Source organism: Citrobacter sp. MGH100 (genome assembly GCF_001034465.1).
Taxonomy (GTDB): Bacteria; Pseudomonadota; Gammaproteobacteria; order Enterobacterales; family Enterobacteriaceae; genus Citrobacter; species Citrobacter youngae.
Genome location: NZ_KQ089804.1, coordinates 40,598 through 66,597 on the forward strand (window position 1 = coordinate 40,598; position 26,000 = coordinate 66,597).

General features: G+C 52.2%; 21 protein-coding genes and 1 pseudogene. 8 read left to right on the forward strand and 14 right to left on the reverse strand.

Translation table 11 applies throughout. The features are described from left to right. The first annotated feature begins 12 nt into the window (after nucleotides 1–12). From SK32_RS22265 to SK32_RS22275, 3 genes are read left to right on the forward strand one after another with little or no spacing between them, the layout of a single operon-like run. On the forward strand, nucleotides 13–1,536 hold the full coding sequence (locus SK32_RS22265; RefSeq protein WP_048213894.1) for a sugar ABC transporter ATP-binding protein: 1,524 nt from the start codon (nucleotides 13–15) through the stop codon (nucleotides 1,534–1,536). Further along, on the forward strand, nucleotides 1,529–2,524 hold the full coding sequence (locus SK32_RS22270; protein ID WP_048213895.1) for an ABC transporter permease subunit: 996 nt from the start codon (nucleotides 1,529–1,531) through the stop codon (nucleotides 2,522–2,524). The genes SK32_RS22265 and SK32_RS22270 overlap by 8 nt, the downstream gene beginning before the upstream one ends. A 29-nt stretch (nucleotides 2,525–2,553) precedes the next feature. Beyond that, nucleotides 2,554–3,495 carry an ABC transporter substrate-binding protein gene (locus SK32_RS22275; protein WP_048213896.1) on the forward strand — a complete coding sequence of 314 codons (942 nt, stop codon included), beginning with the start codon at nucleotides 2,554–2,556 and terminating at the stop codon, nucleotides 3,493–3,495. An 81-nt stretch (nucleotides 3,496–3,576) separates the two neighbouring features. Here the strand turns inward: SK32_RS22275 and SK32_RS22280 are convergent, their stop codons facing one another. Genes SK32_RS22280 through SK32_RS22300 form a run of 5 tightly spaced genes read right to left on the reverse strand, consistent with a single transcriptional unit; the run spans nucleotide 3,577 to nucleotide 10,654 of the window. After that, nucleotides 3,577–4,983 carry a hypothetical protein gene (locus tag SK32_RS22280; RefSeq protein WP_048213897.1) on the reverse strand — a complete coding sequence of 469 codons (1,407 nt, stop codon included), beginning with the start codon at nucleotides 4,981–4,983 and terminating at the stop codon, nucleotides 3,577–3,579. Then, entirely contained in the window at nucleotides 4,980–5,240 is a 261-nt protein-coding gene (locus SK32_RS22285) for a PAAR domain-containing protein (protein WP_048213898.1), read from the reverse strand. Before SK32_RS22285 ends, SK32_RS22280 begins: the two co-directional genes overlap by 4 nt. A 1-nt stretch (nucleotide 5,241) precedes the next feature. Continuing rightward, on the reverse strand, nucleotides 5,242–6,015 hold the full coding sequence (locus SK32_RS22290; RefSeq protein ID WP_048213899.1) for a T6SS immunity protein Tli3 family protein: 774 nt from the start codon (nucleotides 6,013–6,015) through the stop codon (nucleotides 5,242–5,244). A 9-nt stretch (nucleotides 6,016–6,024) separates the two neighbouring features. After that, nucleotides 6,025–8,121 carry a T6SS effector phospholipase Tle3 domain-containing protein gene (locus tag SK32_RS22295; protein ID WP_048213900.1) on the reverse strand — a complete coding sequence of 699 codons (2,097 nt, stop codon included), beginning with the start codon at nucleotides 8,119–8,121 and terminating at the stop codon, nucleotides 6,025–6,027. Continuing rightward, nucleotides 8,114–10,654 (reverse strand): type VI secretion system Vgr family protein, encoded by a 2,541-nt coding sequence (locus SK32_RS22300; RefSeq protein ID WP_048213901.1) that lies wholly within the window; start codon nucleotides 10,652–10,654, stop codon nucleotides 8,114–8,116. Before SK32_RS22300 ends, SK32_RS22295 begins: the two co-directional genes overlap by 8 nt. Nucleotides 10,655–11,206: 552 nt before the next feature. Between SK32_RS22300 and SK32_RS22305 the strand changes: the two genes are divergently transcribed. The 3 genes from SK32_RS22305 to SK32_RS22315 are packed head-to-tail and all read left to right on the forward strand — an operon-like array spanning nucleotide 11,207 to nucleotide 13,766. Continuing rightward, nucleotides 11,207–11,890, forward strand: coding sequence for a D-lyxose/D-mannose isomerase (locus SK32_RS22305; protein WP_048213902.1), 684 nt, complete (start codon nucleotides 11,207–11,209; stop codon nucleotides 11,888–11,890). 14 nt (nucleotides 11,891–11,904) lie between these two features. Then, on the forward strand, nucleotides 11,905–12,765 hold the full coding sequence (locus tag SK32_RS22310) for a ketose 1,6-bisphosphate aldolase (protein WP_048213903.1): 861 nt from the start codon (nucleotides 11,905–11,907) through the stop codon (nucleotides 12,763–12,765). Continuing rightward, entirely contained in the window at nucleotides 12,762–13,766 is a 1,005-nt protein-coding gene (locus SK32_RS22315) for a carbohydrate kinase family protein (RefSeq protein WP_086523536.1), read from the forward strand. Before SK32_RS22310 ends, SK32_RS22315 begins: the two co-directional genes overlap by 4 nt. Nucleotides 13,767–13,825: 59 nt before the next feature. Here the strand turns inward: SK32_RS22315 and SK32_RS22320 are convergent, their stop codons facing one another. Continuing rightward, entirely contained in the window at nucleotides 13,826–14,557 is a 732-nt protein-coding gene (locus SK32_RS22320; protein ID WP_048213905.1) for a response regulator, read from the reverse strand. A 288-nt stretch (nucleotides 14,558–14,845) separates the two neighbouring features. Here SK32_RS22320 and fdhF point away from each other — a divergent pair, with 288 nt between their 5' ends. Both fdhF and yjcO read left to right on the forward strand, forming a co-directional pair. Next, nucleotides 14,846–16,993 (forward strand): formate dehydrogenase subunit alpha, encoded by a 2,148-nt coding sequence (gene fdhF / locus SK32_RS22330; RefSeq protein WP_082193781.1) that lies wholly within the window; start codon nucleotides 14,846–14,848, stop codon nucleotides 16,991–16,993. 103 nt (nucleotides 16,994–17,096) lie between these two features. Further along, the gene (yjcO, locus tag SK32_RS22335; protein WP_048213907.1) at nucleotides 17,097–17,786 is read left to right on the forward strand and encodes a Sel1 family TPR-like repeat protein YjcO; all 690 of its coding nucleotides are present in this window, start codon (nucleotides 17,097–17,099) and stop codon (nucleotides 17,784–17,786) included. Nucleotides 17,787–17,882: 96 nt separating this feature from the next. Here yjcO and gltP read toward each other — a convergent pair whose 3' ends face one another. The 8 genes and pseudogenes from gltP to nrfA all read right to left on the reverse strand — a co-directional run bounded on the left by gltP (nucleotide 17,883) and on the right by nrfA (nucleotide 25,960). Continuing rightward, nucleotides 17,883–19,193, reverse strand: coding sequence for a glutamate/aspartate:proton symporter GltP (gltP, locus tag SK32_RS22340; RefSeq protein WP_048213908.1), 1,311 nt, complete (start codon nucleotides 19,191–19,193; stop codon nucleotides 17,883–17,885). A 345-nt stretch (nucleotides 19,194–19,538) separates the two neighbouring features. Beyond that, nucleotides 19,539–20,159, reverse strand: coding sequence for a heme lyase NrfEFG subunit NrfG (gene nrfG, locus SK32_RS22345; RefSeq protein WP_048213909.1), 621 nt, complete (start codon nucleotides 20,157–20,159; stop codon nucleotides 19,539–19,541). Beyond that, nucleotides 20,156–20,530 (reverse strand): annotated as a pseudogene (gene nrfF / locus SK32_RS26780) (heme lyase NrfEFG subunit NrfF); the annotation flags it as partial. The gene nrfG and the pseudogene nrfF, both read right to left, overlap by 4 nt. 25 nt (nucleotides 20,531–20,555) lie before the next feature. Continuing rightward, nucleotides 20,556–22,283 carry a heme lyase CcmF/NrfE family subunit gene (locus SK32_RS22355; protein WP_075551461.1) on the reverse strand — a complete coding sequence of 576 codons (1,728 nt, stop codon included), beginning with the start codon at nucleotides 22,281–22,283 and terminating at the stop codon, nucleotides 20,556–20,558. 8 nt (nucleotides 22,284–22,291) lie between these two features. Continuing rightward, nucleotides 22,292–23,248, reverse strand: coding sequence for a cytochrome c nitrite reductase subunit NrfD (nrfD, locus tag SK32_RS22360; protein ID WP_048213912.1), 957 nt, complete (start codon nucleotides 23,246–23,248; stop codon nucleotides 22,292–22,294). Then, nucleotides 23,245–23,916 (reverse strand): cytochrome c nitrite reductase Fe-S protein, encoded by a 672-nt coding sequence (gene nrfC, locus SK32_RS22365; protein WP_005132585.1) that lies wholly within the window; start codon nucleotides 23,914–23,916, stop codon nucleotides 23,245–23,247. The genes nrfD and nrfC overlap by 4 nt, the downstream gene beginning before the upstream one ends. Beyond that, the gene (nrfB, locus tag SK32_RS22370; protein WP_048213913.1) at nucleotides 23,913–24,479 is read right to left on the reverse strand and encodes a cytochrome c nitrite reductase pentaheme subunit; all 567 of its coding nucleotides are present in this window, start codon (nucleotides 24,477–24,479) and stop codon (nucleotides 23,913–23,915) included. Before nrfB ends, nrfC begins: the two co-directional genes overlap by 4 nt. 44 nt (nucleotides 24,480–24,523) lie before the next feature. After that, the gene (gene nrfA / locus SK32_RS22375; RefSeq protein ID WP_048213914.1) at nucleotides 24,524–25,960 is read right to left on the reverse strand and encodes an ammonia-forming nitrite reductase cytochrome c552 subunit; all 1,437 of its coding nucleotides are present in this window, start codon (nucleotides 25,958–25,960) and stop codon (nucleotides 24,524–24,526) included. Nucleotides 25,961–26,000: the final 40 nt, after the last annotated feature.

A 26,000-nucleotide genomic window follows, 5' to 3' on the forward strand; every position in this document is an offset into this window, starting at 1 on the left:
AGGAGATCCGCCATGAGCAGGACACCGGTTCTGGAGATGCGCAACATTGCCAAAGCGTTTGGCAAATTTTATGCGCTGAAAGGGGTCGATTTAACGGTCTGGCCGGGCGAGATTCATGCCCTGATGGGCGAGAACGGTGCGGGGAAAAGCACCCTGATGAAGATCCTCGCGGGCGCCTATACCGCCACCAGCGGTGAAATCCTGATTGACGGTCAGCCGTTTCACATTCGCGGTCCCAAAGATGCACTCAGCGCAGGCATCACGCTGATTTATCAGGAGATGCAGCTCGCGCCGAACCTGACGGTGGCAGAAAATATCTTTCTTGGCAGCGAGCTGTCGCGCGGCGGTCTGGTCCAGCGTAAAGAGATGGTCATGCAGTCACAGAAGGTTATCGACCGACTCGGCGCCCAGTTTAAGGCCAGCGACCGGGTAATGACGCTGACCATCGCCGAACAGCAGCAGGTAGAAATCGCCCGCGCCCTGCACCGTAACAGCCGCATTCTGGTGATGGATGAACCCACCGCCGCCCTCTCCTCACGTGAAACCCACCGCCTGTTTGAACTGATCATGCGCCTGCGCGATGAGGGGATGGCGATTATCTACATCAGCCACCGCATGGCGGAAGTGTACGAACTCTCCGATCGCGTCAGCGTCCTGCGCGACGGGCAATACGTCGGCAGCCTGACCCGCGACAAGCTCAACGCCCCGGAGCTGGTGCGCATGATGGTGGGCCGTCCGTTAAGCGATCTGTTCAACAAAGAGCGCGATATTCCTTTGGGTAAAGCGCGCCTTAACGTCCACCACCTGACCGACGGCAATAAAGTCCAGCCGTGCAGCTTACTGGTGCGCTCCGGTGAGATTGTCGGCCTTGCGGGCTTAGTCGGCGCCGGGCGTTCTGAACTGGCGCAGCTGATTTTTGGCGTGCGTAAAGCTATCGGCGGCATGATTGAAGTGGACGGTGAACCGGTGGTGATCCACTCCCCGCGCGAAGCAATTGACCACGGCATTGGCTTTCTGACGGAAAACCGCAAAGAGCAGGGATTATTTTTAGAGCTGGCAGCGGCAGAAAACATCACCATGGCAACGCTGGAACGTGACGCCAACTGGGGCATGCTCGATCGCAAAAAGGCGCAGGCGATTTCCGATGACGCCATCAAATTGCTCAACATCCGCGTGCCGCATGCACAGGTCCGCGCAGGCGGCTTGTCCGGCGGCAACCAGCAAAAGCTGCTGATTTCGCGCTGGGTGGCGATCGGCCCACGCATTTTGATCCTCGATGAACCCACGCGCGGCGTGGACGTCGGCGCCAAAAGCGAGATCTACCGGATCATGAACGATATGGCGCGCAAAGGCGTGGCGATCCTGATGATCTCCAGCGAACTGCCGGAAGTGGTCGGGATGAGCGATCGCGTGTACGTCATGCGCGAAGGCAGCATTGCCGGCGAGCTGGACGGGAAAAGCATTACCCAGGAAAACATTATGACGCTGGCAACCGGCGTGAACGACTCCCATCATCAGGCGGTGCCCCATGAATAATCCAACCACTCCCCAGCAGGTGGCGAAATCCGCCTCCGCAAAAAAAATGCTGATGAGCGATCTGATGCAAACGGTCGGTATCTTACCGATTCTCATCCTGATAGTGGCGGTGTTTGGCTTTATCGCGCCAAACTTTTTTACTGAGAGCAACCTGCTGAATATTACCCGCCAGGCGTCGATCAACATCGTGCTGGCCGCTGGCATGACCTTCATTATTTTAACCGGCGGTATCGATCTTTCGGTTGGCTCCATTCTCGGCACCACTGCCGTTGCGGCCATGGTCGTTTCTCTTATTCCTGAGTTTGCCATGCTATCTATTCCGGCGGCGCTAATGCTCGGCATGGTACTGGGGTTGTTTAACGGGGCGCTGGTCGCTTTTGCCGGGCTGCCGCCGTTTATCGTCACGCTTGGAACCTATACCGCGCTGCGCGGCGCGGCCTATCTGTTGGCCGATGGCACCACGGTGATTAACTCCAACATCAGCTTTGAGTGGATCGGCAACAACTATCTCGGTCCGATTCCGTGGCTGGTGGTCATTGCGCTGGCGGTGGTGGTGGTGTGCTGGTTCATGCTTAGGCGCACCACGCTCGGCGTTCATATCTATGCGGTTGGCGGCAATATGCAGGCCGCGCGCTTAACCGGTATCAAAGTGTGGCTGGTGCTGCTGTTCGTCTACGGCATGAGTGGTTTGCTCTCGGGTCTTGGCGGGGTGATGAGCGCCTCGCGGTTATACAGCGCCAACGGCAACTTAGGCATGGGTTACGAACTGGACGCCATCGCAGCGGTGATCCTCGGCGGCACCAGCTTTGTTGGCGGGATCGGCACCATCACTGGCACGCTGGTGGGGGCGCTGATTATCGCCACGCTCAATAATGGCATGACGCTGATGGGCGTCTCCTATTTCTGGCAATTGGTGATCAAAGGGGCGGTGATCATCATAGCGGTGCTGATCGACAAATACCGTACCCGACACCATCAAAGTGCATAACAACAACATCTTACTTCGAGGAATACAGCATGAGATTGAAGCCCTTAGTGACCGCGCTCTGTGCTGGCGCACTGCTTGCTAGCGCTCCGTTTGTGCAGGCAAAAGAACTGAAATCGATCGGCGTTACGGTGGGCGACCTGGCGAACCCGTTCTTCGTGCAAATAACCAAAGGCGCGGAGCTGGAAGCGCGCAAACTGGCCGGTGATAACGTCAAAGTGACGTTGGTTTCCAGCGGCTACGATCTGGGGCAACAGGTGTCGCAAATCGACAACTTTATTGCCGCCAAAGTCGACATGATTATCCTTAACGCCGCCGACTCCAAAGGCATCGGCCCGGCGGTTAAACGCGCGAAAGACGCCGGGATCGTGGTGGTTGCCGTTGACGTAGCGGCGGAAGGCGCAGACGCGACCATTACTTCCGATAACACTCAGGCAGGCGAAATGGCCTGTAAATACATTACCGACCGTCTGAAAGGCAAAGGCAACGTCGTCATCATCAACGGGCCACCGGTATCTGCCGTCCAGAACCGCGTGGAAGGCTGCCAGACCGAGTTTAAACGCCACCCTGACATCAAGGTGCTGTCATATAACCAAAATGCCAAAGGCAGTCGCGAAGGCGGGCTGGAGATCATGACCGCGTTGCTGGCGGCGAATCCGAAGATCGACGGCGTATTCGCCATTAACGATCCCACGGCGATCGGTGCCGATCTGGCGGCAAAACAGGCGCAGCGTAGCGAATTCTTTATTGTCGGCGTAGATGGCAGCCCAGATGGTGAAGAAGCACTGAAGCGCGAAAACTCACTATTTGTGGCGACGCCAGCACAAGATCCGCAGGTGATGGCTGCCAAAGCGGTCGAAATCGGTTATGACATATTACAGGGGAAACCCGCCCCGAAAGAACCCGTGCTGATCCCAGTGACGATGATCGATAAAAACAACGTCGGCAGTTATAAGGGTTGGACGGTGAAATAAGTGCTGGGCCGCCTGATACCTCTCCCCACGGTAAAGACAGTATAAGAAATTGAAGAATAAGCGCCCGTCAGGGCGCTTTCCTCATAAAAATGGAACATAGTAAATACCCATTTCCTGCTCAATTTTATCACTCACGAATATAGAAAAAAACAATACCGCTATAAAAATAACCAATATACCAACCACAAAAGGAACAATAGAATACCAGGGATGAATGTTGAAGGTTTCCTCTGACACTAAACAGAGATACCCAGTACACCATAAAATAATTGAGCATGCGGATATAATTTTCCAATAATTCGAGAAGTCTGCTATGTCAGGAGCAGGTTTACGCCCTGGATATTTAGCCGCGATTATCCCGGATTGAATAGTATCTGCAGATTTACTGGCGAATAATTGGTGTCCTTGCCCGTATTTTGCAGCATCCGCAGCCAACGCTAATACGACCCAGCGCTGAACCTCAGAGCCTTTCCCGGTGACGGTTTCCAGATCATATATGCTATCAGGGAGAATGCCCGTTTTTGCATTTTCTATTGCACCAGATATTACGAATTTTGACTGTTTATCCAGCGAGTTGAACCATAACCTTTTAATTTTATCAATTACCACTTGCTGAGCGGAGAGATATGTATTCACTATTTCATCGAGATAATACGGTGTACTGTCCATCATGCGTAATAAATATAATGGTGTATCTTTACTTTCAAGGAACCTGTCATCGGTGAAAACAAATGCGTTTGCACTTTCAAAAAAATCAGAGTCATTTTCGCTGTGCAATTCAACTGTAACAATTAGATTATTTTCAAACATATTAAAACCAATCCAGTCGTTGATTAAATAATAATCAGGGCATTCATGGAGGATTTTTATTTCCCCAATTTTATCTTTGGGGACGCTCAAGCTTTCAAGCACCGTTTTGAAGCTATTACCTATAGAGTCATCTGCTCCCTTAACATATAGCCAGGTCTTAAAGGGAGAATATTGTCTAACAAGAGAGTTTTTGAGTGGCTCGATCAACTGCCTTAGTACTTTATCAACTCTGATGTCATCCATAGAATCAACTTCAATAGCAATTCTTAACGGCGTTGCGGCGCCTGTAGGTGCCTCACCCTCTAGTTTTTGCATCTTTAGCGCCAGCTCTGATACTGGAAGAATTGATGAGTAATCTAAAAGAGGTAACGCCTGTCTGGCCCAATTTTGCCATCGATTCATACCATATTTTTCAAGGAAATCCGCATAACAAAATGGATAAGCTATAAAACAGTAAGCCATCCCTACAGCGCACCAGATCACTAATACTAGTATCAACGGGGTTGATAATGTAATCGATATCAATTCACCAGTAACTTTTTCTCCCTGCTGCCAATTTAATATACTGTATGTTGTAAAAACTAAAAATATACCAAAGCTAATGACCAGCATAGTAATCAGCGGAAATTTTCCTACATCCTGATACGGATTCTTGTTTGGTCTCTTCCATTTATTCATTTGCTTGTCCCCGCTGTTGGCAGTGTGGTTTTTATTGCACAACCGCATGCAGCCCTACACCCATCCACAACAACACCTCTACCGTCCATTGTCCAGGTTGGTTCAAAATCAAGTATGGGAAAGGTCCCTTTATGCGCAATACAAACAACAGTATCCCCCATTAAAGCGACAGGAATTCCCATAAACTTGCTACCAGAAGCTTTGTTCACATACCCACCGTTTTCCAGCGGGTCATTTAGTCTGATGACACCTTTCATATTATTTTCCCGCATTCATATCGCAGTGCATTCGGGTCCAGCCCTTATAGCCCACCACTTCTGGTTCTTTGTCCGGCAGATTTTGATAGTTAGCCTTATAACCCTCCGTTAAATGGGCTAAGGATGCTTTCATAAATACCACCGTTCCCCAGGCAGCTCCTGGAAACTCAGGACTGGTATGACCGTCCACATACTCGCCACTGGATTTATGCTTGCCTGGTCTGTAGAGATAATACGTATCATCAAAGTATTTATAATCTATACCCGGACCACCCGGCTTTAAACGCGGGTCGTCAAATGGGTATGAACTCATATACAAATGATTTTTCGAGGTGGTAATAAATGCCTGATTATTAACCACCACCACTCTTTTTATTTCTTTTCCTTCAGGTCTGTCGACCATATTCCCATCAGAATTTTTCTCTTGCCCCTGAGATGGGGACATATACGTTGCGACCTGCCACGTTTGTCCATAGTCTTTAGATATTGTATATGCACCGGGTTCCCATTCAGGCACCAAAACATACTGTTCTGAGGGATGAATAAACTCACCCGAGAAAACTCTATAGATTGGATTGCCATAAATTGATTTGTGGATGTTTCTTTTTATGTCATGGTAAATAATATATCCTTCACAATCATAACCAATCAACTCCAGGTAGCGATTATCATCAAACCGGTAAATTACCTGTGATGGTGTTTTTTTTGTACAGGCAGTGATAGCGCATAGTGAAACTGCGCCGATTATTATTCCTACCGTATTTCCCAGTTTCATAATTTATCCTTAAACGTTAAGCGGCTTAGGCATATCCCATTGCAGATTGGGCGTCTCGGCATTGTATATTTCATTGTGTCTGGCAGGTTGAACCGTTGTTGAATGACAATATTCGTTAACCACACCAAACTCTCCTGTCGGTAAAATATCATCCGGTCTATTCATATGTTCTTTTGTATCTGCTTTATTCAATACCCCCGAGTTATAATAATTAACTGTATCCTTGAAACCATTACGCTTCATACGCCAGTCTCCGCGCAGGAGTAGCTCGGTCCAGAATTCTCCGCAGCGGTGATCAAATGCCCTGCATATTCCCACCGCCAGATCGAAAGGCATCGCTTTCGCGGGGGCATCTTTCGACATAACAATAGAGGAATGCTGGCTGTAACCAACCTGCTTTGATTGCAGCCATTCTTTTTGCAGTTCATCCGGCGTTTTCTCATAAATAAGCTGAACGGTCTTATTGTATCCCCCGCCCAGGACAACGCCTTTGGTATAAGGCTTAGAATATTTTTTGGCGAACATCGCGAGTTCTGCAGGCGTTAATTCCTGGCCCGGCTGTAAATAATCGAAACCTGCGCCGCTGAGATTTCTGAAATCTGTCTCAGTGCGCGCAATAACCGTGGCTTTTGCCGAAAATGAGATGTCCTGATCGGGTGAACCCGGTACTATCGAATATTTATACTGACTTCCTGCGCCCTGTAACTGATGTCTGAAGGTGACGGGGAGCTGCTCACCATTCACAACCACATCCGCAAACGTATATTGTCTGGTTGCCAGCGTATCCTGATCAAAACAATCCTTTTTTAACGCCGGCATTTCAAAAGGCACGCTCAGTGGACTGCCGCCTATTTCCGGGCCATTTTCGCAGAAAACCCGCTGGCGCAGATTGTCTATGTCGCTGGCAATGTCATGGGGAACTCCCCGCCAGCCCAAACCCTGGACGTTAAGTAATGAAACCACACTGTCATTAGGGCAAAAATAGTTATATACCTTGCCAAAGTTATTACGGGTATAAAGTTTATTCTTGCGCCATTGAGAATTGGTTTTACTCAGACAAATTGCGCCTTCTAATTCATCAATCTCGGCCTGCGTATGATATTCCCCCTTGCCATATCTGGCGTTTGTCGCCATCAACTGACAGAAATTTTTAAACGTCTGCTGTCGGGCGCGATCCGTTTGATGATGTCCGGGCGTCATCCCTTCAGCAGCCGTTTTTTCCAGTGCGTAGGGGGAATGGTTAAGTATCACGCAGTCAGCGGGTTTCTCATTAGCCTGCATGACCAGCATATTCGCGAGCATAGTGATAATAGTCCCCTGTGAATGTGCAACAATATTAATTGGGTCCCGTTTTGTTGCCGGCTCTCTTCGAATCATCAGGATTAAATCGGCCAGCCGCTGCGCGGCAAAAAACTGATAAATACGGTGCGGGTTATCATAAATAGGGTGCGTAAAATCCCCGCCATTCAGATGAAATGAAGCAAATCCTGCCGCACCATTCGCCAGGCCGCCGGAGCCAGGGCCTAACATATCCGGAATAGTGGTTGTCGCATTGGCAAAGGTCCCCCCGCCTTTGGCGTACACATCGTCCAGCACGTTGCCGAAATTATCATTCTGAAATTTCATGGTGGTTTGGGGAATATGCCCCAGCTTTTCCAGCTTTGTGTTGTCATCTTCCTGATAGGCGTTGTAAGGCAGTTTTGCGGCGTCTCCTGATTTAGCCAGCTCATCACGATAACGCCGCTGATCGTCAATATACGTTGTATGGTCAACAGGTTTATATCCCCAGTAAAATGGGATCACCGGGCTGCGCCCGGGCATTTTCACCTGCTGCTGCTCGCCATCCCCCATATCCATTTTGTACTGATGCCATTCATGCGGATACATATCCGTGCGGCCCATACGTTCATTCAGGCCGGCAATGATCCCCTGCTCCTGATTTTGATATGCCTCGCCAACATCGTTGACGCCATGAACAAGGATCACAATGCAGGGCATAGGGTTTTTAACCGCCACTTCGCAGACGGCCATTTTTCCGCCGGTGGATTTAGGCACGCCTTGTACACCTGTCGCCACCACTCGCGGATTAAAGGGACTGTTACTCATTTGGCAAAATCTCCATTTTCATTTCATCCATTTCCGTCATATCCAGTAACGGCGTCATGCCTTCATCGTCGGTAACACCTTCAATGATTTCACCGGAGGCCTTAGTCAGTCTGAATTTTGTTTTTTTCAGAACATCGTCCGTATTTCCATAACCATGTAATTTAATGCGGCGGTGAAACTGGTCTTCCTGAAAAACGGGGGATTTATCTTTAACGGATTCCGGCCCGCTCCAGTCAAGGGTGGTGCCTTTGAGCTGCACTTTTGCGGGAGAGAATATTTTTACTGAGCCATCTTCATTTATTCGAATACCGCCCCCTCCACACAGCAACTGAATATTCTTTTTGGCGCTGATGGTCACATTGCCGTTCATACTTTGAATATGAAAATGCTTATCCGAAAGCAGGCCCATTTCGCCGCGCTGCGCCTGGACGGAAATATCATCTTTTGCGGCGATAATTTTGATCCCGATCGCTCTGCTGAAAAGCGATAACCCCTGCCCGACTGCCATGGAGAGTTTCTTAAAAACGTTAAAACTGCCGTTGTTGGCCGCGTTCAGCGACAGATCTTTGTTTGCCGACAGCGCCATGGTTTCCGGTGTGAGCAGAGCCATACCTTTATCGGCATAGGCCACCAGCCCCGAGCGGGTGAGCTGTTGAAGCGCGGCGTTAAGCTGCTGCTGTTGCTCCATTTCAACGTTTAACGCTTGCGCCGTCAGGGCGCTTTGCTGAAGAGAAGTTGCCAGCACAAGGGCAGCCTGTAGCTGTTGAACGACTGCGTTCATGTCGAGCTGCTGACCCTGGGCTTTTGGCTGCGCCTCTGTCGTCAGCAATATTCCCTTTGCGGCCCTCAAAACTGCCCGATCATCGGTGCGCAGTTCTGCGCCTTCACCGCGCGGCTTACCACCTGCATCAACAAGATGTCCCATGTTCAGCTGCGTTTTAGCGTACTCGGTACTCAGCTTGACGTGTTCCTGCCCGCGCCGGTCTTCCATCCGCAGCTTATTGAGACCCGCAGTGCGGATGACGTTGCGGGTATTGTTGCGGCTGGTGACGGGGTCCGGCTTTGGTGCATGATGCAGGGCATGAGCAATGAAAGGTCTTTCCGGATCGCCACCTTCAAACGCAATGGCGACCTCCGCACCCTGAATGAGTGGAAAGTGATGACCATAAGTATTGCCGGCATAAACTCGCGCCAGACGAACGGGCATACTTTCATAGCCTTGCCTATGCTGGTCGAGGTCAAAATCAAACTTCACCCAATAGCGCCCCTGCAGATCGATGTGGGCATATTGGTCATTGTCTATTGGTGATGAAACGATTGCGGGAACAGTACCGGCGATACGTGGCCGGGGTAGCGGCTGCGGTCGAAAGCAAACGCGCTCATTGTAAGGAATACCGAACAGTTGGGATTGCAGGGCTGCATCACGCCTGCCCGTCACTCGCATTGCCGTTACCACAAAGCCCGAAGTGAACGCCTGCGGAATGGTACCGTCGATGTTAAGCACCATACCAGGCACGATCGACGGACTGGTGGTCACGCCGCTTAAAACGGACTGATTATTAAGAATAATTTCGTGATGCAGTTTGGCGTAGAACCAGCTTGATTCGCCCGGTTGTTCCTCCGCAAATTTCGATCCCGGCTGGTGATGAATATCCGCATAACGATAATCCATTCCATACGTCGTCGACGTCTGTTCAGCTTCCTCGGCATCAGCATTGAGTACTAGCGAATTGGCAAGCCGGTAGTCAAAGTTCTTTGCTTTAACGGCTGCGGAAACAACGTTGTGCTTTGATACCAGCTTATCGATCGCGTAATCATTTGCTGTCAGACCCGCATGAGATGCATGCATAATCTTTTGATCGAAGATGTACCGGCTTTGTGAATCACTGAAGATAAGCACCATAATGTGCGGAACGGCATGATGATTTTCAATTCTGAACCAGATCCCAACTTCTGACAGGATGCGGCTGATAAACGCTAAATCTGATTCCTCCCACTGGACGATCATTTCCCGGTTAGGATACATACAAACAAGATTATCAAAGTCGATTTCATAATCGGCAAAAGCATGTTCTTTGAGGAGCTGCGTGACCAAATTCGGCACATTTATGTTCAGGTAAATAGCCGATCGCTTGCGTCGAGAGAGTAATGCAAGCTTATGCTCCAGCCTGATTTCGTACAGTGATTCATCCGCTGATGTGCTAATAAGCGAAAATGACGTAATGACGCCTTCAATTTGTCGTTCATATAGCCACATTTCAGAACCCTGAATATATTTATTCCAGTTATGATTAGGTGCCCTGATTTTCAGCGAGCCTTCAATATTTAGAAGTGAATCAGGAGGGATGCTTTTTAGTTTTGATGTGAATGTAATTTTATAACTGTATGGTTTACTTAAGTTTTCATAACCTTCAATTGTTTCAACATCAAGCACCCCTAACTTACCCTCGCCCCTTACGGAGAATAAATACTTATTTATACTCTCCTCTGAAACTATACCTTCCAGATTATAGAACCCTGAACCTTTTTTCATTATCGCATCCCTTACCAAAAGAAAGTAATACATAAGAAATAAAGTCCAGTCAGCATATCAATAATAACTAAAAAAGGTTATTTTTTACTGAAAAAAAATATGGAAAGTGAATTAATTATTATTAATCAAACACGTAATATAATCCTGACATATAAATAAACGATTAACTGGCACGATTTTAGATTCAATGAAATTAATTTTTTAACAAAAAGATTTATAAAACGCCGCATTCGTTTTTTCATCGCGAGGTAACAATCCAGCATTCACATCCAAATGGTTCCAGAAAACTGAGATGTGACTAAAAAAATGAACAAATTAACTCAATGATTTACAATAACATTTATAAAAATATTCTTTTCATTTATCATTTTATTGAATGAATCACACCACCCCATAAAAAAACACAATAAAATATAACGATTCCCTGTTCTGCTGTGAGGGAGAGGTAACCGGATGGTATCCCATTTGATCCATGGGAAAGCTTTTGATTTTCTCCCTCTCCCTTTGCGAGAGGGCCGCATAAAGGTCATCTTATCAGCCACAGGAGAATCAATGAAACGCTCCGCAATAAACGAGATCCTTGGCCACACGCGCCAGTTTTTCTCTCTGCACGACGTGCATCTCCCCCCTTTTGCCAGTTTCCCGCCGACCCAATGGCGCAAGCTTGATGCCGCTGCCTGGAGCGAAGTGTTCGACCTTAAGCTCGGTTGGGATGTCACCGCGTTCGGCGGCAACAATTTCGCCGCCCAAGGATTAACGCTGTTCACCCTGCGTAATGGTTCGCCGAAAGGCATGCCTTACGAGAAATGCTACGCCGAGAAAATCATGCATGTTCGCGATGCACAGGTCACGCCGATGCATTTTCACTGGCGCAAACGCGAAGACATTATCAATCGCGGCGGCGGCAATCTGATTGTCGAACTGTGGAACGCCGGTATCAGAGAACAAACGGAGGACAGCGACGTCAATGTGGTGATTGACGGCTGTCGACAAACCCATGCCGCGGGCAGCCAACTACGCCTGACGCCGGGTGAGAGCATCTGCCTGCCGCCGGGCCTGTATCACAGCTTCTGGGCGGAAAAAGGTTTTGGCGACGTGCTGGTTGGCGAGGTCTCTTCTGTTAATGACGACGACCACGACAACCATTTTCTGCAACCGATTTCCCGCTACAACGACATTGAAGAAGACGAACCGGCGCTGCTGGTGCTGTGTAACGAATATCGCCTGTTCCGCTAACCAAGGAGCGCATTATGCCGTTGATATCTCTCGCCGATGGGCTTGCCCATGCCCGCGAGCACCGCTATGCCTTAGGGGCATTTAACGTTCTGGACTCACACTTCCTGCGTGCGCTGTTTGCCGCGGCAAAGCAGGAACGTTCGCCGTTTATCATCAATATCGCCGAAGTGCATTTTAAATATATCTCGCTGGATTCTCTGGTCGAAGCGGTCAAGTTCGAAGCCGCCAGACATGACATTCCGGTAGTGCTGAATCTTGACCACGGCCTGCACTTTGAGTCGGTGGTGCGAGCGTTACGCTTAGGTTTCAGCTCAGTGATGTTCGATGGATCCACGCTGGAATATGAAGAAAATATCCGTCAAACCCGCGAAGTGGTGAAGATGTGCCACGCTGTCGGCGTGTCTGTGGAAGCTGAACTGGGCGCAGTGGGCGGTGATGAGGGCGGCGCGCTGTACGGTCATGCCGACGAGTCGCTATTCACCGACCCGATGATGGCGCGTGATTTCGTCGACAGAACCGGTATTGACGCGCTGGCGGTCGCCATTGGCAATGCCCACGGCAAATATAAAGGCGAACCGGTGCTCGACTTCCCGCGTCTGGACGCCATTCGCCAGCAAGCGGCGATCCCGCTGGTACTGCACGGCGGTTCCGGCATCAGCGACGACGATTTCCGTCGGGCAATCGAGCTTGGCATTCACAAAATCAACTTTTATACGGGCATGTCGCAGGCGGCGCTGTCAGCAGTGGAGACGCGGATGGCGAATCGTCAGCCCTTGTACGACGAATTCGCCGAACTGCTGCTCAGCATTGAAGAGGCCATTACTGATACCGTTTCAGAGCAGATGCGTATTTTTGGCAGCGCGGGGCAAATCTGATGGAACGTAAAGGCATTATCGCCGCAGGCAACATGCTGGTCGATCATGTACATCAGATTGTGCAGTGGCCGGAGCGCGGCTGGTTGGCAGAAATCACCCGTAGCGAACGCGCCACGGGCGGTGCGCCGCTGAACGTGCTGCTTACACTGGCAAAAATGCACACCGGATTGCCGCTGCAGGCGGTGGGCTTAATTGGCAAGGACAGCGATGGCGATTACATCATGGCGATGCTGGAACAGTATCACGTTAATCGCCAGCATGTTCAGCGCACAACATCAGCCCCTACGTCAATGTCGCAGGTGATGACCGACCCGAGCGGTCAGCGCACATTTTTTCATTCGCCCGGCGCAAATCGCCTGCTGGATCTGCCCGCTTTTGAGCAACTGGATACCTCGATGAAAATCTTCCATCTTGGCTATCTGCTGCTGCTCGACAGCCTGGACATGCCGGATGAAGAGTACGGCACGCGTAGCGCTCGGCTGCTGGCGCAAATGCGCGACAACGGCTTTGAAACATCGCTGGATCTGGTCTCACGCAAGGGCGACCCGCGCTACCAGCCGCTGGTGATGCCCGCCCTGCGCCATCTCGATTATCTGGTGATTAACGAGCTGGAAGCCGGAGAGTTCAGCGGGCTGGAGATCCGCCAGCCCAACGGCGAGTTGCATATCCCGCACATCGCCACCGCCGCGCGCGAACTGCTGAATGCGGGCGTACGCCAGCGGGTGGTTATTCACTGTCCGGAAGGTGCCTGGGGTGAAGCGCCGGATCTGCCGGGCGTCTGGATCCCGTCGCAGTACCTGGCGCAGGAGGAGATCGTTGGCAGCGTCGGGGCGGGTGATGCGTTTTGCGCCGGATTTTTGTATGGCTGTCATGAGCGCTGGTCGCTGACGGACAGCGTCAGGTTGGCACACGCCTGCGCGCGGGCAAGCTTGTTGTGCGCCAATGCAATCGACGGCGCGAAAACGCTGGCAGAGTTAAAAGCCGGAATGGCTGTTGCCTGATGCGCTACGCTTATCAGGCCTACGAGGTCGTTATCGCTTTTGTGGGCCGGATAAGGCGTTTACGCCGCCTTGTCGTGATGCTGCACGTCGGCGGCGAATACATAGCCCAGCCCGCGCAGGGTTTTGATCAACATCGGTTGGTGCGGGTTGATCTCTATTTTTCGCCGCAGCCGCATGATTAACACATCAATGGTGCGGTCAAACACCTCAACGCTGTCGCTGCGCGTCAGTTCCAGCAATTGTTCGCGGCTAAGCACCCGACGGGCATTTTGCGCCAGCGCCAACAGGAGACTGTATTCACCCTGCGTCAGTTCAACCTTCAATTGCTGAGGATTACGTAACTGACAACCTGCAGTGTCCAGATGCCAGCCATTAAAGGATAACCCCGTAGTTTGTGGGCCGCTGCTTTCGGGTGTTAACACACCGACGCGTCTGAGCACCGCCTTCACCCGCGCCACCAGCACCCGGGCATTGAACGGTTTACCGATGTAATCGTCAGCGCCCATTTCCAGCCCGACCACCACATCCGACTCGCTACCAAGCCCGGTCAGCATCACCACCGGCAGTCCGGGCCTCATCTTTTGCACCTGCTGCAGCACCATCAGGCCGTTGATATCGGGCAACATCATGTCCAATAACACCAGCGCGATCTCCGGCTGAGTCTCAATGCAGCGCAACGCCTCCTGCCCGGTGTGACAAGCGGTCACCGCAAAGACGTGTTCGTTCAGCACATCCTGTAAAAGCGAGCAGACTGCCACGTCATCATCCACAACCAGTATGGCTGGCTTCATTGTTTTTCCCCATTGCTGGCCAACTTAAATGAGTGTGATTGATTCTGCCCAGAGTGACAGCGATAAGGCACAAGGATGTGTGGGAAACATAACCTCGGTCACACTGCCGGGGCGTCACGTATTGGAGATTCGTCACGTCAAATATGACGACAGCCTGTTTTTCGTCAGGGTTTTGCGCAAAATTCGCCCGTAATATCGATGAATGCCCCTGATAAAAACATGGCATAAAAGATGCATAACTAAAGCGACAAGCGCGTATGCGCGATTTGATTAACTGGAGCGAGACCGATGAAAAAAGTCGTCACGGTTTGCCCATATTGCGCATCAGGTTGCAAAATCAACCTGGTGGTCGATAACGGCAAAATCGTCCGGGCTGAAGCGGCGCAGGGGAAAACCAACCAGGGTACCCTGTGTCTGAAGGGCTACTATGGCTGGGATTTTATCAACGATACCCAGATCCTGACCCCTCGTCTGAAAACCCCAATGATCCGTCGCCAGCGTGGCGGCAAACTGGAATCCGTTTCCTGGGATGAAGCGCTTAATTACGTCGCCGATCGCCTGAGCGCCATCAAAGCGAAGTATGGCCCGGACGCCATTCAGACGACCGGTTCATCTCGCGGTACGGGTAACGAAACCAACTATGTAATGCAAAAATTCGCGCGCGCCGTTATTGGTACCAATAACGTTGACTGCTGCGCTCGCGTCTGACACGGCCCATCGGTTGCAGGTCTGCACCAATCGGTCGGTAACGGCGCAATGAGTAATGCTATCAATGAAATTGATAACACAGATTTAGTGTTCATCTTCGGGTACAACCCGGCGGATTCCCACCCTATCGTGGCGAATCACGTGATTAACGCTAAACGTAACGGGGCGAAAATTATCGTCTGCGATCCGCGCAAAATTGAAACTGCGCGTATTGCTGACATGCACATCGCGTTGAGAAACGGCTCGAATATCGCGCTGCTTAACGCTATGGGTCATGTCATCATCGAAGAAAAACTGTACGACCAGGCGTTCGTCGCCTCGCGTACGGAAGGATTCGAAGAGTACAGCAAGATTGTCGAAGGCTACACGCCGGAGTCCGTCGAAGATATCACGGGCGTGAGCGCGCACGATATCCGTCAGGCTGCACGTATGTATGCCACGGCGAAAAGTGCGGCCATCCTGTGGGGCATGGGTGTTACCCAGTTCTATCAGGGCGTGGAAACCGTGCGTTCACTGACCAGCCTCGCAATGCTGACTGGTAACCTCGGTAAGCCAAGCGTCGGTGTTAACCCGGTTCGTGGCCAGAACAACGTTCAGGGCGCATGCGATATGGGCGCGCTGCCGGATACCTATCCGGGCTATCAGTACGTGAAAGATCCGGCGAACCGCGAGAAATTCGCCAAAGCCTGGGGCGTGGAAAGCCTGCCTGCACATACCGGCTATCGCATCAGCGAGCTGCCGCACCGTGCGGCCCATGGCGAAGTTCGTGCGGCCTACATTATGGGTGAAGATCCATTACAGACCGACGCTGAGCTTTCCGCGGTACGTAAAGGCTTTGAGGATCTGGAACTGGTCATCGTACAGGATATCTTCATGACCAAAACCGCCGCTGCCGCAGACGTTATTTTACCGTCTACGTCATGGGGTGAGCATGAAGGCGTATTCTCCGCGGCTGACCGTGGCTTCCAGCGCTTCTTTAAAGCCGTTGAGCCGAAGTGGGATCTGAAAACGGACTGGCAGATTATCAGTGAAATCGCCACCCGTATGGGCTATCCGATGCACTACAACAACACCCAGGAAATCTGGGACGAGTTGCGTCATCTGTGCCCGGATTTCTACGGTGCCACTTACGAGAAGATGGGCGAACTGGGTTATATCCAGTGGCCTTGCCGCGACACATCCGATGCCGACCAGGGGACGTCTTACCTCTTCAAAGAGAAGTTCGACACCCCGAACGGCCTGGCGCAGTTCTTCACTTGTGACTGGGTAGCGCCAATCGACAAACTCACCCCAGAGTACCCAATGGTACTATCAACGGTGCGTGAAGTCGGCCACTACTCTTGCCGTTCGATGACCGGTAACTGTGCGGCGTTGGCCGCGCTGGCGGATGAACCGGGCTATGCCCAGATCAACACCGCCGACGCAGAACGCCTGGGCATCCAGGATGAAGAGCTGGTGTGGGTGAACTCGCGTAAAGGTCGGGTCATTACCCGTGCGGCAGTCAGCGATCGTCCAAACAAAGGCGCGATTTACATGACCTACCAGTGGTGGATTGGGGCCTGTAATGAGCTGGTAACCGAGAACTTGAGCCCGATTACCAAAACGCCGGAGTACAAGTACTGTGCCGTTAACGTTGAACGCATTGCCGATCAGCGCGCCGCCGAACAGTATGTGATTGATGAGTACACCAAGCTGAAAGCCAGTCTGCGCGAAAGCGCGATGGGTTAGTCCGTTTACGTACCTGTTCTGCAACAGCCTCCGCCCGGAGGCTGTTTTTTTATCCATACGATCTCTTTATACTGTTCATTCCGTACCCTAAATAAAACTCAAAATGAAACAACTCATTGCATTGATGTTCTTTATGACATTCTTTGCCCATGCCAGTGATACTGAGCCAGGAAGCCAGTACTTACAGGCCGCTGAGGCAGGAGACCGACGCGCACAATACTTTCTCGCCGATACCTGGTTTAGTTCAGGCAATTTGAGCAAAGCCGAATACTGGGCGCAAAAAGCAGCCGACAATGGCGATGCGGATGCCTGGGCCTTACTGGCGCAAATTAAGATAACCAACCCGGTCAGTCTGGATTATCCACAAGCCAAAACGCTGGCCGAAAAAGCGACTGAGGCAGGCAGTAAGGCGGGGGAAATTACGCTGGCGAGAATTCTGGTGAACACGCAGGCTGGACGCACAGATTACCCCAAAGCCATTACATTGCTGCAAAACGCCTCTGAAGATCTGGAAAATGACTCCACTGTCGATGCACAAATGCTGCTCGGACTGATCTACGCCAATGGCGTGGGTATTCCTGCTGACGATGAAAAGGCCACATGGTATTTCAAGCGCAGCTCGGCCATCTCCCGCACCGGTTATTCCGAGTACTGGGCCGGAATGATGTTCTTAAACGGCGAGCAGGGTTTTATCGTGAAGAATAAACAGAAGGCGCTGCACTGGCTGAATCTGAGCTGTATGGAAGGATTTGATACCGGCTGTGAAGAGTTTGAAAAGCTGACCAATGGTTGATGCTGGTTGCCGGATGGCGCTACGCTTATCAGGCCTACACATCCTTTGTAGGCCTGATAAGACGCGTGAGCGTCGCCATCAGGCACCCATCACTAATTACTGCGCGGTCTTATCAAATTTACCCAGCATCTCGCGCTCGTAAGCCAGCGCTTTCTTGCGGTCAAACTTGTGTTCCCACTTGGCGATTACCAGCACCGCCAGTGCATTCCCCACCACGTTCAGCGCGGTACGCGCCATGTCGAGGATACGGTCAACGCCGGCGATAAACGCCAGGCCTTCCAGCGGGATCCCGACGCTGCCAAGCGTAGCCAGCAGTACGACGAAGGAGACGCCCGGCACGCCTGCAATCCCTTTCGAGGTGACCATCAACGTCAGCACCAATACGATTTCCTGCCATAGTGACAGGTCGATACCGTACAGCTGCGCAATGAAAATAGCGGCAATACTCTGGTACAACGTTGAGCCATCAAGGTTAAATGAGTAACCGGTCGGCACCACAAAGCTGGTAATTGAGGCTGGCGCGCCATAGGCTTCCATTTTCTCGATAATACGCGGCAGTACGCTCTCGGAGCTGGCGGTAGAGTAAGCCAGAATCAGCTCATCTTTCAGGATACGGATTAAGATCCAGATACTCAGACCACAGACACGCGCCACGATACCCAGCACCACCAGCGCAAAGAACAGGATGGCAAAATGCACCAACAGTACCAGCTTCGCCAGCGGCCACAGTGAGGCAAAACCGAAGTTCGCGACGGTCACAGCAATCAGCGCGAAAACGCCAACCGGCGCGTAGCGCATCACCATGTGCGTCACTTTAAACATGGTTTCGGAAATAGAGCGGAACACGGTCACCAGCGGCTCGCGGTGAGTAGCTGGCAGCGAAGACAAGCCTAAACCGAATAACACCGAAAAGAAGATAATCGGCAGCATGTCGCCTTTCGCCATCGATGCGACGATGTTGGTCGGCACCAGTGACAAAATCGTGCCCATCAGGCCATGCGCGTGGCTTTGCACTTCTGCGGTTGTATTTTGATATTTCGAAATATCCACAGTCGCCAGCTGCGACATATCAATCCCGGAACCCGGTTGAAACACGTTCGCCAGCGTAATGCCGAGAATAATGGCGATGGTGGTGATCACTTCGAAATAGAGAATGGTTTTGGCGCCAATACGGCCCAGCTGTTTGGCATCGCCTACCCCGGCAATACCCACAACCAGCGTGGAGATAACAATCGGCACGACAATCATTTTAATCAGGTGGATAAAGATATCACCCGCCGGTTGCAACAGGTTTAACACCAGCCATTCGCGGCTGTCACTATGGTAATGCAGGTAACTCCCCAGCAAAATGCCCAGCACCATGGCGATGAGGATCTGCCATGCCAGGCTGACTTTCAAATTTTTCATAACAACGGACTTCCTCGATGGAGCGCTATTCCGCATATAAAAATGCGAGAACAGTACATACTGAAAGGGTATGATTTGTGTTGCGTTCGTTTATAGAGTTTTTTAACGCTTATTATCATTATCATTTGCACGCTATCTCGCGCAAGCCTTTCAGAACAGGGGGTTTAGCTGAAATTATGCATAAAAACGCGAGTTTATATCGGTAATCATGAATAACTTTTTGTTATAAAAGAATTTTTATTTGATAAAAAATGAAGAAGTTCTTCCATGAGTTTTTTTTGCCCACTTGTTCAATTGCCTGTTTTTTAAACAGGTAAAATGATACAAATCACAAAAAAAACAAATTTATTTTTGCCGATTCTGCAATAATTTCGCCATATTAATCGAGTCGATCAACTGCGCACGATTCACCCTCGGCGAGTTTAAATCCATTACTTTTTGCCACACTGAAATCGCTTGTGCGTAATCAGCCTGCATAAACGCATCTGAGGCTAACAACATCAGCGCGGTAACTTCGTTACCGTCCAGCGCCAGGGATTTATCTATCATTTCGCGCGTTTGCGGTGTCATATGTTGCCCGGCCTGATAGTACAACACCGTCGCCAGCGCCGAATAGATTTCGGCGTTGTCACCCCGAAAACGCAGCGCCTGCTCATAGGCCAGCAGTGCATTGTGATACGCATTTTGCCAAAGATAATATTCCCCCAGTTGCGCCCATAACACACCGTCCTGTGGAGCAGCACGAATCTGCGACTGCAAAGAAAGTAGCTGTTTTTCCTGAATGTTATCATCGGAGAACGCATGTAAAGGGTCCGCCAGTCGCGCCTGTTCCTGCCGCACCGCCTGCCATTTTGGCGTCAACAGATAACCGCCGATGCAGGCCACAACCATCAGCACCACCGCAGCAGTCAGCCGCTTCACGGGCATTGGTCGTAACGGCGCAGTGGGATGTTCGGACTGACTCATTGCACCTCCTCCTCTGCGCGCTGACGCTTTCTCACCCGCCAGACCACCACGCCGACCAGTAACAACAACAGGCACGGCAACGCCCACAGCAGCAGCGTTTGCTCATTCAACGGCGGGTTGTAGCGCACGAAATCACCGTAACGATCGGTCATCCACGTGGTTATCTCGGCTTCACTTTTCCCTTCCGCCACCATGCTGTAAACCTGATGGCGCATACTGACTGCTACCGGCGCATTGGATTCCAGCAAGTTTTGGTTTTGGCACTGCGGGCAGCGCAGTTGGCTGGCAATAGACAGCGCTTTCTCCTGCTGTTGCGGGTTGGCAAACGTCCATGTGTCCACAACCTGGGCATGCGTGGCGAAAGTGATAAAAAACAGGACGATAAAACCGCAGATATTACGCATCACGCTTCCTTCCTCGCCATCCGCTCAGCAGCGCGCCAAAGACCATTAACAGTCCGCCGCCCCAAATCCAACGCACGCCGGTCTGCACGTACAAGCGCATGGCATAACGGTCCGCTCCGGTTTTTTCGCCCATCACCGCGTACCAGTCATGTAACAGATTCCAGCGGATCCCCGGCTCCATCATCTGTTGACGACGCGCGGCATAGAAGCGCCTTTCAGGTTGTAGGCTGCCAATGCGTTTCTCATTGTGCCACAGCGTGATCTGCGCTTTTTCACTGGTGTAGTTACCTTTGGCTTCCAGGTCGAGACGCTCAAAACGGAAAATGTAACCCGCCAGTTCAACCTGCTGCCCAGGGCTCAGGTTCAGGCTTATCTCCTGACGGCTACCGCTGGAAAAGACGATCCCCGCCGCAAACACCAGCACCCCGGCATGCGCCAGCAGTGCCGGAAGTTGGATGCGGAAAGACACTTTGCGGCTTCTGACCATTGCCAGCACAATAACCAGCAGCATCAGTAGGCCAAAGGGCAGCGTAGCGCGGTTAAAGTACGGTGCGCCCACAGAAAGCCGCCCCCAGCCGAACAGCCCGTAAATCATCGGGTAGAGCGTACCAATCAGCACAATCAGCAGCACCGCACTAAAGAGCAGCAGCGCAACCAGAATCAGCATCTCGCGTGACCAACCGCCAAAACGAGCATTTTGCCGGACTTGCTGGCCCCGCCAGGCGTACAGCCCGAGCGACGCCAGACTCAACACGGTAAACAGCGCAAACAACGGCGCGGCACGAACGTTATCCAGCGCGAAAGCATGCACCGAAACGAGAATGCCGGAACGCACAATCAGCGTCCCCAGCAGCGATAAAATCAGCGTGACGATCGCCAGCAGCAGCGACCAGTGGCGGAAGATCCCGCGCTGGCGCGTGATATACAGGCTATGCAGCAACGCGCTGGCGGAAAGCCAGGGTAATAAGGAAGCGTTTTCTACCGGGTCCCAGAACCACCAGCCGCCCCAACCCAGCTCGCAGTACGCCCACCAGGAGCCGAGGATAATCCCCAGCGTCAGCGCGCACCAGCCGGGCAAGGCCCAGCGCCAGCATACCCAGGCGCTCTGCGCATTAAAGTCACTACGTAGCAGCGAGGCCAGCGCCACGCCTGCCGCCACCATCAAACCACCGTAACCCAAGTACAGCAGCGGTGGATGGAGGATTAACCCAAGATGTTGCAGCATCGGGTTAAGGTCGCGCCCTTCAATGGCTGGCGGAAAGATACGCACGAATGGATCGGACCATACCACCACAAACAGCAGCAGCAGGGCCGTTATCATTGAAAGGACACTGAGCGTCAGCGGAAACAGCGAGTTGGTATTACGCCGATAGCGAAGAGCAAACAGCGCGCTCCAGGCGGAAAGAAACAGCACCCACAGCAGCAGCGATCCTTCATGACCGCCCCACACCGCCGCCAGTTTTAATCCCCACGGCAGCAGGCTGTAGCTGTGCTGGGCAACGTAGACCACCGAAAAATCGCTGGTCAAAAAGCAGAATACCAGAATGGTAAAGGCCAGTAGCAGCAGGGCAAATTGCGTCCACACGCCCACGCTTGCCAGGCGCATCACCCCCTGCCAGCGCTGGCGGATACCTATCAACACGGCAAGCGGGGTCAACACGTTGACCCCGAGGCTTAATAACAGCGCCAGAAAACCGGCTTCAGGAAGGAGAACGTCCAGATATCACCTTACGCAACGGTTAGCTGACCCGCATAGAGAATAAAAAAGCGCAGCAGCAGTACGCCGGTCAGGCTGGCGCCGCACACTGCCAGCACGCCATGAAACGTCGAACTGCGATTGGCCCAGGGTTTTAGCAGCATCGGCAGTATCAGCCCAAGCCCGGCCACGCCCAGCCAGAACCACCAGGTCCAGAATCCGCCGCCCAGTGCCGCCGCCAGCGCACGCATTTTGCCGTCATCGCCCAGCGCCAGGCCGACGAAGAACGCCGCCAGCAGGAAGACCTCCAGCCATACGACCGGGACTTCCATGCGATGCACAAAGTGCGCTTCCGTACTATGTGGGTTGCTACGATGGCGTAACGCCATGGCGATCAGTGCCACTGCCGCACCGGAGGAGATCCCGGAGAACAGGAACAGCACCGGCAGGATCGGGTTATTCAGGAACGGGTAGGATTTCAGCGCCGACAGCAGGAATCCGGTATACGCCCCGAGCAGAACCGCCAGCACCAGCATTAGCGTCTCAAGCGCGCGATGGAACGGCGTGATTAGCGTCAGGAGTTTTGACACCATCGTCAGTCGCGGCACGAACCGCTGTTGCAGGGCAATCACCTCTTTTTCAAAGATTTTTGCCAGCCACAGCACTAACACCACCATGTACAACTGGAACAGCATAACCCCCATCGACATCACCGAAGTGAAGCTGTAGTGGAACATCAGTTTCCAGAAGGTCCATGGACGCGTCAGGTGGAACACCAGAATCAGCAAACCGAAGATAATCGCCCCCGGCCCTAACACCAGCGTGGTGCGCAGCAGCGTGCTGTCAGAACCACCCGCCTGCGGATGGAAACGACGTAGCAAAATTGCCAGCGTAACCAGTCCGGCGGAAATGCCGATCAGGAACAGATAGATGGCAATGGGCCAGTCCCACACCAGTGATTCAAAATGAAATGCAGAAGCGGATGTCATTGGCTCACCTCCCCAAATTTAAAGGGAACGCGGTAGACCTTCGGTTTCGTGCCCAGCGCCAGCTTGTAACGGTAGGTGGTTTTCTGCTGCAACAAGCGGGAGATATCGCTGTTGGGATCGTCCAGATTACCAAACGTCAGCGCCTTCGTCGGACATGACTCAACGCAGGCAGGCTGTTTGCCCGCTTTCAGGTTGGTTTTCCGGCAGAAATCGCATTTATCCGCCGTTTTGCTCACCGGATGGATAAAGCGCACACGATAAGGACACGCGGCGATACAGTACTGGCAGCCAACGCAAAGGTCGGGGTTCACATCCACAATGCCGTTGGCGGCATCGCGATACGATGCTCCCGTCGGGCAGACGTCAACGCAGGGAGCATGGTCACAATGCTGGCACGAGTGACGGAAGAAGCGATACTTCACATCAGGAAATGTCCCTTGCGGCTCGCTGCGAATAATCGTCAGACGCGATACGCCTTCCGGCACGTTGTTAACTTCCCGACAAGCATCCATGCAGGCCGTACAGCCGATGCATAAAGACTCATCATGAACCATACCGTAACGCACGCCGTTGATGTTCAGCGTCTTCGCCACAACGCGTCCCGCCGTCCCGCTCACTGCCACCAGCGCGCCGACGCCGGTGATAAACTGGCGACGAGAGCAACTCATGGATGCTCCTTAAGCAACGGAACCGACGCCGGGTTAAAGTTCGGATTGTTACGTTGATCGCTGTGGCAATCGACGCAAATCTTGATCCGTCCTTTATCGCTCAGCGTCTGCATCGTGTCTTGCTTCGGATGCAGTGAGTGACAGCTGGCACACGCCACTTTGGTTACATGGACATCGTGCGGCCAGAACGCTTTTTGCAACTGCTCAGGCAGGTGACAGGACATACAGACGCTGTTCTGCTGCTCCACGTTGTACATCGGCTCATTAAAGCGCATCACATCTTTCACCCCTTCGCGGTGGTTCGGTGACGGCTGGCCGTGACAATTGGTGCAGGTGACAGGCAGTTTGTTATTCGGGTTGATGGCTTCCGCATGCTTACCATGCATGCCTTCGGTATCCGGCTTGTGACAGTCCAGACAGGCGGCATCCGGATTACGCTGTTGGGTAACCGTCCAGCGTTGATCCGACTCCTGCGGCGTTGGCGTGGCAGTAATTCCACTCAGGCTCCAGAACAAGCCTGACGCCAGCACCCCAGCAGTTAATAACGAACGTAATACGCTCATATTCACTCCGTTGAGTTATCCGCCCCTTGCGGGGCGAAATGGGGTTATTGGCTTAACAGACCGTTTTTACGCGCCTGATCTTCCCACTGCGGAATCACCGTTTTGATGAAGTCCTGCTTCTCAGCATTGATTTGCTGCATGTTCAGACCAATCGCCGCCTGGGCTTTCTCTTTGGTAGAGATATCCGGTAACGGGATTTCATGCGTGATGCCTTTGGTCGCCAGCAGACGGACCAGTTTGGTACGCGCATCGGCAGCTTTATCCATGGCGCTACCCAGCATCCGCAGGCCTTCTTCCGGCGCGTGCATGTGAATACCGTGTGAGGCGATAGACAGGTCCCAACGCCATTGCGCGTGGCGAATGTCTTCCAGAATCGGCTTCATTTCCGCTTCCGTTGCGCCCGCATCCCATGCTGCTTTCGCTTCGAAATGGGCATGTACCAGTTGATCTTCAACCTTGATTTTCAGGTCATGAATGGCCTGTTTACGCTCGGCGACCACTTTTTGCAGGGACGCTTTGTCCTGGGTGTGGCAGTTCGCACAGGTCTGAGCGAAGTTATCGAACGGATTCCCAATCTTATGGTCGGTGTAGATCTTGCCTTCCGCGTTCTGCACTTTCGGCATGTGGCAGTCGATACAGGTCACGTTGTTCTTGCCGTGAATGCCTGCGCTCCAGGTTTCATACTCCGGGTGCTGCGCTTTCAGCATTGGGGTTTTAGACAGGGAGTTGGTCCAGTCAGAGAAGGCGATGGTGTCGTAGTATTTCTCCATGTTCTCGACTTTCATGCCGTCGTCCCACGGGAACTTAACGGCTTTGTTTTTACCGTCGAAGTAGTACTCCACGTGGCACTGGCCGCAGACCATGGATTGCTGATCGAAGCGACCGGCTTTCTCAAACGGTTTGCCGATGGTTTCCATCGCGCGTTCAGCATAAGGGCGCGACAGCGTCAGTTCTGGCTTGCCTTTGGCAAAGTCTGGTGACGCGGTGTTATGGCAATCTCCGCAGCCAAGATTGTTAACAATTTCAGGACCGCCGCGCGCCCATTTACCGTGGAAGTAGCCATCTTCACCGTCTTTCTGGATCAGACGCGCCACGTCCGGGCTTTTACAGCTCCAGCAGGCCATCGGCAACGGACCATCTTCTGCCGTTTTGGGTGCACCGGTACGTAAGGTTTCACGGACATCGGTCACGGCATACGCGTGCCCGCGCGGTTTGTTGTAATCGCGCGAGAAGGGATATCCCGCCCACAGGATCACCAGACGCGGATCTTCTGCCAGCGCATCTTCACGGGCTGATTGCTCAGACGTGGCTTTCCAGGAGAGATATTGATCGGGATGCTGAGGGGCGAAGACTTCATTCTTCGCTTCAACGGTGACGGTTTTTGCGGGTACGGGGGTTTGTTCAGCGTGAACTGCAGAGATAAATAATAAAGGTACTAACAGGCTGAAGAAACGGCGTACGCGTGATTTTATCCTTGCCATAGGGGTCTCATCCAGATGACGCCATTATCTGCAATGGCGG

Bases quoted from the DNA above. Each gene is read 5' to 3' on its own strand.
- SK32_RS22290 (WP_048213899.1), bottom strand. From the start codon at position 6,015: ATGAAACTGGGAAATACGGTAGGAATAATAATCGGCGCAGTTTCACTA.
- SK32_RS22310 (WP_048213903.1), top strand. From the start codon at position 11,905: ATGCCGTTGATATCTCTCGCCGATGGGCTTGCCCATGCCCGCGAGCAC.
- SK32_RS22305 (WP_048213902.1), top strand. From the start codon at position 11,207: ATGAAACGCTCCGCAATAAACGAGATCCTTGGCCACACGCGCCAGTTT.
- SK32_RS22265 (WP_048213894.1), top strand. From the start codon at position 13: ATGAGCAGGACACCGGTTCTGGAGATGCGCAACATTGCCAAAGCGTTT.
- nrfD (WP_048213912.1), bottom strand. From the start codon at position 23,248: ATGACATCCGCTTCTGCATTTCATTTTGAATCACTGGTGTGGGACTGG.
- SK32_RS22270 (WP_048213895.1), top strand. From the start codon at position 1,529: ATGAATAATCCAACCACTCCCCAGCAGGTGGCGAAATCCGCCTCCGCA.
- yjcO (WP_048213907.1), top strand. From the start codon at position 17,097: ATGAAACAACTCATTGCATTGATGTTCTTTATGACATTCTTTGCCCAT.
- SK32_RS22295 (WP_048213900.1), bottom strand. From the start codon at position 8,121: ATGAGTAACAGTCCCTTTAATCCGCGAGTGGTGGCGACAGGTGTACAA.
- SK32_RS22285 (WP_048213898.1), bottom strand. From the start codon at position 5,240: ATGAAAGGTGTCATCAGACTAAATGACCCGCTGGAAAACGGTGGGTAT.
- nrfC (WP_005132585.1), bottom strand. From the start codon at position 23,916: ATGAGTTGCTCTCGTCGCCAGTTTATCACCGGCGTCGGCGCGCTGGTG.
- SK32_RS22300 (WP_048213901.1), bottom strand. From the start codon at position 10,654: ATGAAAAAAGGTTCAGGGTTCTATAATCTGGAAGGTATAGTTTCAGAG.
- SK32_RS22280 (WP_048213897.1), bottom strand. From the start codon at position 4,983: ATGAATAAATGGAAGAGACCAAACAAGAATCCGTATCAGGATGTAGGA.
- SK32_RS22275 (WP_048213896.1), top strand. From the start codon at position 2,554: ATGAGATTGAAGCCCTTAGTGACCGCGCTCTGTGCTGGCGCACTGCTT.
- nrfA (WP_048213914.1), bottom strand. From the start codon at position 25,960: ATGGCAAGGATAAAATCACGCGTACGCCGTTTCTTCAGCCTGTTAGTA.
- nrfG (WP_048213909.1), bottom strand. From the start codon at position 20,159: ATGAGTCAGTCCGAACATCCCACTGCGCCGTTACGACCAATGCCCGTG.
- SK32_RS22320 (WP_048213905.1), bottom strand. From the start codon at position 14,557: ATGAAGCCAGCCATACTGGTTGTGGATGATGACGTGGCAGTCTGCTCG.
- nrfB (WP_048213913.1), bottom strand. From the start codon at position 24,479: ATGAGCGTATTACGTTCGTTATTAACTGCTGGGGTGCTGGCGTCAGGC.
- gltP (WP_048213908.1), bottom strand. From the start codon at position 19,193: ATGAAAAATTTGAAAGTCAGCCTGGCATGGCAGATCCTCATCGCCATG.